This window comes from Olegusella sp., assembly GCF_057238325.1.
Window position 1 is genome coordinate 22,944 of sequence record NZ_DBHHGF010000013.1, and the last position, 10,656, is coordinate 33,599.

The window sequence follows — 10,656 nt, forward strand, 5'->3', positions numbered from 1 at the left end:
GTAGTAAGTTCTGTGGGTTTTACGTAGCACCCCCTGCTCTGCTTGATCTCAGCACGGTGCTTTTTTGCCAAGCAAAGCAAACAGGATTGGGATTGCCCTTCGCTAGCGTAGAGCTACAACTGGCTAGTCATCTAGATGCTCGAGTCCAGAGAGCCAGAGGTTTGCTTGGGCATCGGATGGCATACGCAAATCGCCGCGAGGGCTCACTGCCACCGAGCCTACCTTTGGCCCATCAGGCAAACAGCTTCTTTTGAACTGCTGAGCAAAGAAACGCCGATAAAAAGTCCTCAGCCAAGTCTTGATTGTCGCCGCATCATAACTATCGCCTAACGCATAGCACGCCAAACGGTAAACCTTGCGCGGAGCAAAACCACGCCTCAGTACTTGATACAAGAAGAAATCATGCAGTTCATAGGGTCCCACCAAATCCTCGGTGCGCTGCGAAATCGTACCATCAGCTGATGCGGGCAGGAGCTCGGGTGACACTGGTGTATCGAGCACGTCAAGCAATACACGCGACAATGCAGCCGAACTCGTGGTATCCGCTACGTGGTTAACTAAGTGTCTAACCAGCGTCTTTGGCACACTACCGTTAACACCATACATACTCATATGGTCGCCATTGTAGGTTGCCCAGCCCAGAGCCAGCTCGGATAGATCGCCCGTACCAATGACCAAACCACCATCTTTGTTGGCGATATCCATCAAAATCTGTGTACGTTCACGCGCTTGGGAATTCTCGTAGGTCACGTCATGCACATTTTCATCCTGCCCAATATCGGCAAAATGCTGACGTACGGCCGCGGCGATGGGTACTTCACGCAGTTCACAACCCAAAGCATCTGCCAACTCCTGCGCATTAGAATGCGTGCGGTCGGTCGTGCCAAAACCAGGCATAGTTACCGCAATGATCCCCGCACGATCAAGCCCTACCAGATCAAACGCACGCGCTGTCACCAATAAAGCAAGCGTCGAATCCAGGCCACCCGACACTCCTATCGCTGCATGTGTCGAGCGCGTGTGAGCCAAACGACGAGCCAAACCATGTGCCTGAATCGATAGTACGTCTTCGCAGCGCTGAGCACGTGTCACGGGATTATCTGGCACAAAGGGATGGGGGTCGACAAAGCGTGTGAGCTTAGTTGCAGCCTTTTCCAAAGTAAATTCGACATGGACATAGCCCATATCAAGCTCAGAGGCACCGCTTGACTGAAAGGTAGACTGACGGCGACGTTCGGCCGCCAACAAAGACACATCAATCTCACTTGCCGCACAACCATCACCAAAAGGTTTACTTTCGGCAAGCAGAGCACCATTTTCGGCAATCATGTCATGTCCAGAATAGACCACATCCTGAGTTGACTCACCTTCCCCAGCGCTTGCGTAGATATAGGCAGCTAACAGGCGTGCAGATTGGCCTATCACCAGATTGCGACGATAATCAGCCTTGCCAACGACAGCATTGCTCGCAGAAAGATTTACTATCACCGTTGCCCCAGCAAGAGCATGGTTGGTCGACGGGGGATTTGGCACCCAGAGGTCCTCACAAATCTCCACGGCAATTTTGAGTTCAGGCATCGATTCGCAAACAAAGATCTGATTGGCACCAAAAGGTATGCCGAACTCCCCTGCAAAAGGCAGGTTCACAATCATCACGTCTTCATGACCAACAGAAAAATGACGACCTTCATAAAACTCGTTATAGGTAGGAATGTTCTGCTTGGACACAACACCTAAAATCTCGCCATGGCTCACTGCGACTGCACAGTTATAAAGTTTCGCATTGTTACGCAGAGGCGCACCAAAAAAGATAATTGCATCATAGTCAGCAGTGACCTCGGCAATTTCGGTAAGTGCACGCTCAGTTGCATCAAGCAGGATATCCTGCCAGAAGAGATCTTCGCAGGTATAGCCCGTTACGCAGAGCTCCGGCAAAACGATAATTTTTGCTCCATCATGCTCATATGCGTCACGAATCTCCGAGAGAATCGCTTTAGTGTTATAGGCAACATCAGCAACGCGAATCTCAGGCGTACGGGCTGCAACTTTGACAAAACCGTCCTGCATGGAGTCCTCCTTGGGCAACAATATCCAGCCAGCATCTATGATACCGCCTTGCTTGCCATCACAAATGCTCGGACGCTGGCAAAAGGTTGTGGATATGTCAGGGCAAGACCCTATTCTTAAGATTTTTTTGGATGACTTTCAGGTGCTGCTATTAGAATTTTGCATAAGACCGTTTACGTGGGAAGTCTGCCCTGGATATTCCCAAAATCGTAAACAGCTGATATAAGGAGAAGTGTGTATGAACGTAAAGTCCGGAACCCTTGCAAAGGCAGCTGTTGCCGCCGCTCTTTCCTGCGCAATTGCCTCACCCTTTGTTGCAGTAAATGCTTATGCTGCAGAGGATGCACCCACCAACAACAATGACGCGACTGTTGCTGCCGCCCCAGCAGCACCTGCTGAGGAAGCCACTGAGACCGTCGCTGCAACCACTCCTGAAACCACTGCCGCCCCCCCGAAGCTGAGGTCACTCCTGCCACCGAAGAGACACCCGAGGCCGAGGCTACTCCCGCAACCGAAGCTCCTGCGCCCGCAGAGGCAACGTCAACTCCCGCAGCACCCACTGCTGTCAATCGTTCTGCAGCCCATCCCTCTCCCACACTGGCTGACCAAGTTAAAGAGATGATGCAAGCAGCAGGAATTGATGTGGATAAGTACAGCAATCTGTACGGCGATATCCTCATTAATAACGATTCCACTACCAAGACCGCTTATAAGGTTAAAGCTGGTGAGGTAGTGGCAGTGTCTGGCACCCTTAATGTGAGTAACGTTTGGGCACTCATGCAGGAGATTGAAAAAGCCTATGACAGTGTCCCTATCGAGTTTTTTCTAGGCAACGAAAGCAAAGTAAACTTCGCCTTCACCATTACCCTCACACTTCCCGAGGGGATGGATTTCGAGAAAGACACTGATGGCAAGGTTGACATCACCTACGATAATTTTGGTGATGCGGAGACTGGCATTTGGGATACCACTGCCTCTGCTGAGGGTAAGACACTCACGGTTATTGCATCAATTAAGGAGTATATGGAATACGGTGATCTGAGAAACTTCGTCAAGAAGATTGCCGAGGATACCAAAAATGGTGTCATGTCTATTACTGTAAACAAGGTAAAAGTTAGTGACAATGCGCAACCTGGCAAGATTGTTGTCAAGGGTAGCGTTAATGGCAAGATGGGCATCAGTGAGGAATCCTTCATTGTGGTGACATCAAGGCGTGAATGGTTGGCTTACAGTAACGTTAATGGCAAGATGGACCTCGGTGAGGAAACACTCTTTGAGTGGGGTTCTGCCCAAGATCCCAACGGCATAGATGCAGAGGGTCCAAATGACGGCAGCATCCAGGCAACACTTGAGGTCGAGAAGAAGGCAGACCCCAAGCCCGAGGTAAAGCCCGAGACTAAGCCTCAGCCCAAGCCTGCTCCTGCGCCCAAAGCTGCACCCAAGCACATTGCCCCCGCCAAGGCCGTAAAGAAGAGTTCTGCTCTCCCCCAGACCTCTGATACAGCCACTGCTCTTCCTGCAGCTGTGCTCGCTATCGCCGGCGGTCTGCTTGCTGCAGCTGCAACCGTTTTGCGCAAGCGCAACGAGAACTAATTCTTACCCACATTAGTTAATGACTCCTAACGGTCTCTGACACCCGCCAGAGACCGTCTTTTTTATGCCATCCACCTCTACAGCAACACACCATCACCCTATCGCCCGCCACGATGGCTAAAGTGTCGTTTGGAATTTAAAGCCAAACTAATGCGGTCAAACAGCTAATCAGCTAAAAGAAGGTCACATGGCGGTCGAACTGGTTATTCGCTCAAAAAATGTCTTTACAGACAGGACCAACAAAACACAAGCACTTGCTATTGGCATTACGCAGGGAATCATAACAGCAGTTCTTCCATATGAGCGCGCTGATGAACTGTGCGATTTTCAGGCTCAGCTCATTGACTACGGTGACAAGTTCGTCTGTCCAGGCTTTCATGATGCGCATCAACACGTGCTGCACTCTGCGCTTTTTCCCTCTGCACTCGCAGATCAATATGTCGGAACTAGCGAAGCAGATGAGGTCGCACATCTCATCAATTTTGCAAAAACCCTCCCTGATACGCAGGATTGGGTGCTCACGCATGGTTGGCGTCAATCCCTTTGGATAGACCCCACCGCTGCGCCAACGTGCCACTCATTGGATGCCGCCTTTCCCAATCGTCCTGTCGCACTTTACTCAGGGGACGCTCATACGCTCTGGCTCAATTCGTGCGGCATGACTGAACTAGGTATTACCGATGCAACTCAGCCACCCGCTGGTGGAAGTTTTGATCGTGATGCTCATGGCCACCTCACTGGCGTCCTCCGCGAAGCGGCTGGCATGGCTTACGTCGCCCGTCTTGTTGACATGCTTCCTGATGAGGCGCTCGTGCAGGTATACCGCAGTTATTTCCACCGCCTATCCAGCATGGGTATCACCTCAGTGTGTGACATGGCGCTCTCGCTGATCCCTGATGCAGACTCCATTCGCCCTGACATCTACCAGCAACTTCTCAATGCTGATGAGCTAACACTTCGCGCACATCTCTTCCCTACCCTCACCGAAGACGAGTCCAACCTTGAGATCATGCAGGCCGAACTTACAGGCAATATGCTTCAAGCCCCAGGTTTCAAGCAATTCTTTGACGGAGTCAGCTCGGCGCACACCGCCTGGTGCAGCAAGCCCTATACCAATGCTTATTTTACGGGCGATGTCGGCAGGCCTACGGTAGCACCTGAGCGCATGCGTTCGCTCGTACTTTCAGCAGCAAGCCACGGCCATGCTGTGCGCATCCATACCATTGGCGACCAAGCAGCTCATGAAGCTCTCAATATTTTTGAGGAAGCAACTCGTCTTTATGGTCAGCCCAAACAAGGTGCCCACACTCTTGAGCATATTGAAGATATCCAGTCCACAGACATTGACCGTCTTGCAAAGACGCACGTTATTGCTTCTGTGCAACCACCTCACGCGGTCATTGACCTGTCTCAACCCGACCGCGATTTAGGATCTGAACGAACAGCACGCATGTGGCCTTTTGAGGCGTTTCTACAGACAGGCGCTACTCTTGCATTTGGTACGGATTCACCTGTTGTACCCCCTACCAGTCAAGATGTACTGTACTGCGCTATCACTCGCCAGATGCCCCAAAGTCACCTTCCCAAAGGTGGCTGGCACCCCGAACACTGCATCAGCCGTGCAGATGCTTTGCGAGCTTATACATATGGCAGCGCAGCAACAGTGGGCCGCACGCATGAGTTGGGACTGTTAGCACCTGGCATGCTTGCTGACTTAGCTGTATGGGATACAAACTTCCTCACGTGTGAGTCTGAAGAAATCCAGCAAGCCCACTGTCTTGCCACCTATCTCGGTGGCAAGCAGATCTTTTCTGCTTAACAACAACAAATGCGTAGCTCGGCTGGCTTATCGCAGACAATTCTTCCCATAACCGCCAATAGCAATTACTCAGCGGTTATTTCCGGCAGCTTTATAAAACCTATGGGTCGTTTTATAAAATCCACAGTGATAGTTAAAAGTTTTAGCCCAGAGGAGGCGTTTTTGATCGGAATCCTACCAAAAACGCCTCCTCTGGGCGCTTTACCCTAGGATTGTCAAAGTCGACGTCAGGTCTATCGCCTATTCGACACCAGAACGTCGCCACTTGTTCGACGCTGACAACCAACATCGTCCCCTGCCTATCCGACGCCAGTGTCTTCCAAATAGCGAGACAAAAAAGCACGCGTACGTTCATGTTGGGGATGGGTGAACATATCCTTGGGATAACCTTCCTCGGCAATAATTCCCTCATCCATAAAGACAACTTTATCAGAGACGTTTTTGGCAAAGTCCATCTCATGAGTCACAACCACCATTGTCATGCCCTGCTCGGCAAGACAGTGCATAATCTCGAGAACCTCACCAACAATCTCAGGATCCAGCGCACTTGTCGGCTCATCAAAAAGCATGAGCTCAGGCTCCATGCATAGTGCTCGCGCAATCGCAACACGCTGCTTTTGCCCACCCGAAAGCGTGCTAACCGCAGCTCCTGCAAAATCCTTGAGTCCAACCTCATCCAAACGCTTCAGCGCCACCTCCTCTGCTTCGGCTTTCGTCGCTTTTTTAAGCAGAACTGGCGCCAACGTACAGTTGCCTAACACATTCATATTGTTAAACAAGTTAAAGCTCTGAAATACCATGCCAATGTTTTGGCGCAGACTGTTGACATCCACATGCTCGGCAGCAAGATCACTGCCATGAAACCACACATGACCCGAATCAGGTGTCTCCAGCAAGTTGATACAACGCAGCAGAGTTGATTTGCCCGAACCGGATGCGCCAATGATGGTGACGACTTCGCCCCTATTAATGGTTAGATTGATATTTTTGAGCACCTCATGGTTGCCAAAACACTTACGCAGACCTTCAACGCGTACCAGTGGATTTTCAGCAGTATCCGACTCACGAATTGTTTGAGTATTGATAGTCATCGCCACTCCTTACTGCTTGTCCGCGGAGACCGCGGCGTGAATCGAGTCGGAGGTTTGCTGCAACCTAGGCGCATCCAAATGCTTGGAAAGCCTATTAAGCAGATACGTTGCAAGTGCCGTCAAAATCAGATAGAACACTGCGGCAACCATGTAAACCTCGATATTCTTGTAATAAATACCAGCCATAGCACGAGACTCATACATCAACTCGACAACACCAATCACAGACAATACTGACGAGTCTTTGATATTAATAACGAGCTCGTTAGAAAGGCCTGGGATAGCAAACTTAATACCCTGAGGGAACACAACGTGCAACAATGTTTGCCACTGAGAAAGACCCAACGAACGTGCAGCCTCTGTCTGGCCTGCATCGACTGACTCGATACCACCGCGCAGCACCTCCATCATGTAGGCGGTGGAGTTTAGAGACACAGTTACCAGACCAGCGATAAACGTTGACCACACCAGGCGAATCTGTCCCGAACTCATACCCGTGCCCAGCAGCACGGCAAATCCGGCATTATAGATAATTAGCGCCTGTACCATCATAGGTGTGCCGCGTACAATGGTTGAGTAAAGCTTGGCAAATCCAGATCCTACAACCTTAAAGAAGCGCACCAAGTCATTATCTGCACGATCAATCTTGAGCAAGCGCAGTGTTGCCATCAATAGTGCCAAGAAAAATGCAATGATTGTACCAAAAACAGCCAACTCAACCGTTGTAAGAATACCTGTACAGAAGAGCGCACGCCCCTCATAGAGCATATAAAGCGCTGCTTCCAAGCCGCCGCGTGGAATCTTGTCAGCCCCAATAGCGGTTGCCGCCGAAGATGCAACGCCCATCACCGCACGGTCTATAAAGAGCACGGCCGCAATTATAGCCACCACATAGGAAGCAAAACGTTCCACAGTCACCAGAGGCCTGCGCGCAAAAGGCGAACGCTCAGTATAGTTGTGCCACATGGCAAGCTTGGTCATCAATGCCGCCGCAGCAAAAATCAGCCATGCCACCAGCAGATAGTACATAAGCAGCTCAAGCGCATATACTGGCGCCAAAAAACTCATCTGCGAGCGAGGCTGCATTGAAAACCAAAGACCGATGAGCGCGATCACGCTTGTGGCCAACACAACATAACGATGGTCGGTCTGCACAAACTGGCGCAACCGCCTAAAACGACCCTGCGTATGTGAGTCATCCATCTGGATGTATCCTTCCGAAGAATGTATATAAGCTAGCGGGGGACGCTATATCGCTACTGAGGCATACGCTCGTTGCAAGCAGTCCACATTTCGTCGCGCTCCTTGGTAGGAACATCGGCAATAGCGGCGTTGATCTTCTTCAGGACATCATCTTGGCCCTTGGCAATAGCAGCGTTGTCGTTGTTGGACTTATAGTCTCCAGTAAAACCATCCTTAAGCTGGCATACAACAAAATCTGTATACGTCTCAAGCAGTTTTGAGGCACTTGCACCCGAGTAGGTAATAGCCTCAACCTGATCGTTTTGTAACTGCGCCACTACATCGGGAGCATACTCTAGACCATCTACGTGATTCACATTGGGGATTTGGTCAATTGCCTCGTCGTAGAATGTGCTCTTTTGTCCCACTATCGTTGCGCCAGATAAATCCTTAAGGCTGGTAGCGTTGGCAAACTTGGAGTTCTTCTTGGTAATAACAGCAACAGTGTCCTCAAGATACGGATCAGAAAAATCAACTGATTCAGCGCGGTCAGGAGTCGCAGTCATACCAGCGCAAATGATGTCAATCTGACCCTTCTTGCATGCCTCAACCAAACCATCAAAACTCATAGCAACGGCAACAGGCTCTAGATCCATAGCTTCAGCAATAATCTTTGCAAATTGCACGTCATACCCATCGGCATAAGCTCCCGAGACGTTTTCGATAGGAATCGTGTAATCACTGGGAGTATCAGTCTGCCAGTTATACGGAGCATAGTTGGCTTCCATACCAACACGCATCTTGCCCTCAGAGCCAAACTTATGCTTTGGGAAAGCAGAGCCACCAGACTGGCTATCAGCCGAACCACTTGTGCCTTCGGGAGCAGGGCCGCAGGCTGTTAAAAATGCCATTCCACCTAGGGTAATGGTCGCGAGCCCAGAAGCCTTGAGGAAGCCACGGCGATTCATATTGTGCTTGTTCGGAGCAGAATCGCTGCTAGATGATGTGTGGATAAAGCAATTGTTGTACTTCATGGCTATTCCTCTTTTCTCTGGCTTTCGCCGGACCCCTTTCGCACGTACGACCGGATGAGCCCCATGCCCATCCCCCTTGCAACTTAATGCGTGAAAGTCCCACGTGGTGAAGCTATTATACGTTTTTGCGTTTAGATGAGAGAAAAATAGGCAAAAGGAAACGCTCGTGCAACACATAACGCACGTGAGCGACACAGTTACTAACGCTATTTTTTCTTACGTAAGGAAGATTTTGCATTGTGATGCATAATATGTGCCCCAAAGCTTCCACCCGCCATAACCAGCGCAATATTGCGCGTGCGGATAGGCGTAAGCATCATGGAAACCAAACGTCCCTCAGGCCGTGCCATACGTGCAGCCAGTTGTACATCGTCGTCTGAAATCATCTGACGTACAAGTTTGCGCTTTTCAGCAGCTGGCATCTTGCAGGAAGAATCACAAAGACGCCTAATAAGACCAAGCAGACCTTCGATATAGCGTCTCTGGATAACTTCAATACTTGCAGGATCGCCATCAAGCCCCCAGTGATGATAGAGCTCAAGCAGCTCGTTATGCTCATCCTGAAGCTGCTGATAGAGATCGTCTTCCCACTGGCTACGATAGACATTATTGCCATCGATACAATGGTGATAGCTAGGATGTGTCAGTGTGGCAACACGCTCAATATCACGCAAGTAATCCAGCACAAAGCACTGCCCATCGGGGCTTTGCTTGCGAAAATGAATGTCAAGTTGCTTTACCCGATCGAGTTTGAAAAGCTTGCCCCAAAGATCATACAACTGCCCCTCTTCAAACAAACGCCAGGCAGCCGCCCTAAAATCTGCTTGAGTATCAAAATTGTCTTCAGCACAACTGCACAGTTTGGAGACATACTCGCTTTGCCCAAAGTAGCTATCAAGGTAGTAGGAAGATAGTGCAAGTTCAGGATTGCCCTGCTTCATCGTATTGAGTAATTCTTCAAGCGCAGGAGGCTCAAGCCAGTCATTGCCACTTACAAACATAAGGTACTTACCGCTGAGCTGATCAAGCGCACAATTGAGCGCCAACTGAGAATCATCATCGCTTTGATGCAAAATGGTGATTCGAATATCCCTATCTGCCATACGTTCGAGCATATCGCTTGTACGATCATCCGAATTCAGGTCAATAGCAAGCAGTTCGAAACTCTCGCATGTTTGACGCTGAAGACTTTCGACAGCACGACGGATGGTGCCATCCACATTGTGGGCGGGCATCACAATCGAAACTAGGGGCTTGTCAAAAAGCCTGCTCATCTATCTGGAAGCTCCTTTTGAGCAATGACTCAGAATATAAAACGACACCACTCGCAACGACACATATGTTCATCTTCTACTGTTTTGCTACTGATTATCGCGCCTCAGAGACTCCATAACAGCAAATCTTGCCACTGCTCACGGATATTCCAGCAATGTGGATAATGCTTGCACATATTTTTGCTTGACGTGATATTACTTAGCTGCCACCTGCGTCCCCAAAACCTCATTGAGCTTGTTGGCGTTAATAGATTTAGCTTGAGTGCCATCTTTGAGCTTGGCATCAGCAGTAGGAGCCTCGCTACGTGCCAGCTTGTCGATACCAATAGAAAGCGTACGCTCGGCCAGATCGGTCATCTCACCAAAAGTCATATCAGATTTAATAGACTCCAAAATCTTTGTGGACGAACCAATAAGCGACTGCATACCAGCGCCTTTGAGCTGGGCAATGTGCTCCCAAATATCATCAGTACCCACGATCGCGTGAGAGAGACGCACATTAATCGCACTTGACAAAGGAGCAATACATGCCGATGCGCCCATAGCATCAAAGCGAGCAGAAAGTGTTGTATCACCTTTGTCAGTTGTAAGCTTAG

General features: G+C 49.8%; 7 protein-coding genes and 1 pseudogene. 2 read left to right on the forward strand and 6 right to left on the reverse strand.

The window, feature by feature from the left end; genetic code table 11:
- Positions 1–123 precede the first annotated feature (123 nt).
- Positions 124–2,067 carry an NAD(+) synthase gene (locus ACO5JD_RS08435; protein ID WP_484989126.1) on the reverse strand — a complete coding sequence of 648 codons (1,944 nt, stop codon included), beginning with the start codon at positions 2,065–2,067 and terminating at the stop codon, positions 124–126.
- A gap of 618 nt (positions 2,068–2,685) precedes the next feature.
- On the opposite strand from ACO5JD_RS08435, the gene ACO5JD_RS08440 reads away from it, so the two are divergent.
- The gene (locus ACO5JD_RS08440; RefSeq protein ID WP_484989128.1) at positions 2,686–3,660 is read left to right on the forward strand and encodes a hypothetical protein; all 975 of its coding nucleotides are present in this window, start codon (positions 2,686–2,688) and stop codon (positions 3,658–3,660) included.
- A 187-nt stretch (positions 3,661–3,847) separates the two neighbouring features.
- Positions 3,848–5,479 (forward strand): amidohydrolase, encoded by a 1,632-nt coding sequence (locus ACO5JD_RS08445; protein WP_484989130.1) that lies wholly within the window; start codon positions 3,848–3,850, stop codon positions 5,477–5,479.
- A 299-nt stretch (positions 5,480–5,778) separates the two neighbouring features.
- Here ACO5JD_RS08445 and ACO5JD_RS08450 read toward each other — a convergent pair whose 3' ends face one another.
- The 5 genes and pseudogenes from ACO5JD_RS08450 to ACO5JD_RS08470 form a co-directional block, all read right to left on the reverse strand.
- Positions 5,779–6,570 carry an amino acid ABC transporter ATP-binding protein gene (locus tag ACO5JD_RS08450; protein WP_484989132.1) on the reverse strand — a complete coding sequence of 264 codons (792 nt, stop codon included), beginning with the start codon at positions 6,568–6,570 and terminating at the stop codon, positions 5,779–5,781.
- A 9-nt stretch (positions 6,571–6,579) separates the two neighbouring features.
- The gene (locus tag ACO5JD_RS08455; protein ID WP_484989134.1) at positions 6,580–7,773 is read right to left on the reverse strand and encodes an amino acid ABC transporter permease; all 1,194 of its coding nucleotides are present in this window, start codon (positions 7,771–7,773) and stop codon (positions 6,580–6,582) included.
- A gap of 53 nt (positions 7,774–7,826) precedes the next feature.
- The gene (locus ACO5JD_RS08460) at positions 7,827–8,786 is read right to left on the reverse strand and encodes a substrate-binding domain-containing protein (protein ID WP_484989136.1); all 960 of its coding nucleotides are present in this window, start codon (positions 8,784–8,786) and stop codon (positions 7,827–7,829) included.
- A 206-nt stretch (positions 8,787–8,992) separates the two neighbouring features.
- Positions 8,993–10,060: a glycosyltransferase family 2 protein gene (locus tag ACO5JD_RS08465; protein ID WP_484989138.1), complete on the reverse strand. Its 1,068-nt coding sequence runs from the start codon at positions 10,058–10,060 to the stop codon at positions 8,993–8,995.
- 195 nt (positions 10,061–10,255) lie between these two features.
- Positions 10,256–10,656, reverse strand: a pseudogene (locus ACO5JD_RS08470) (hypothetical protein); the annotation flags it as partial.

What these genes read in the sequence shown, in the direction of transcription:
- ACO5JD_RS08435 (WP_484989126.1), bottom strand. Translation starts at nt 2,067, where the DNA reads ATGCAGGACGGTTTTGTCAAAGTTGCAGCCCGTACGCCTGAGATTCGC.
- ACO5JD_RS08440 (WP_484989128.1), top strand. Translation starts at nt 2,686, where the DNA reads ATGATGCAAGCAGCAGGAATTGATGTGGATAAGTACAGCAATCTGTAC.
- ACO5JD_RS08445 (WP_484989130.1), top strand. Translation starts at nt 3,848, where the DNA reads ATGGCGGTCGAACTGGTTATTCGCTCAAAAAATGTCTTTACAGACAGG.
- ACO5JD_RS08450 (WP_484989132.1), bottom strand. Translation starts at nt 6,570, where the DNA reads ATGACTATCAATACTCAAACAATTCGTGAGTCGGATACTGCTGAAAAT.
- ACO5JD_RS08455 (WP_484989134.1), bottom strand. Translation starts at nt 7,773, where the DNA reads ATGGATGACTCACATACGCAGGGTCGTTTTAGGCGGTTGCGCCAGTTT.
- ACO5JD_RS08460 (WP_484989136.1), bottom strand. Translation starts at nt 8,786, where the DNA reads ATGAAGTACAACAATTGCTTTATCCACACATCATCTAGCAGCGATTCT.
- ACO5JD_RS08465 (WP_484989138.1), bottom strand. Translation starts at nt 10,060, where the DNA reads ATGAGCAGGCTTTTTGACAAGCCCCTAGTTTCGATTGTGATGCCCGCC.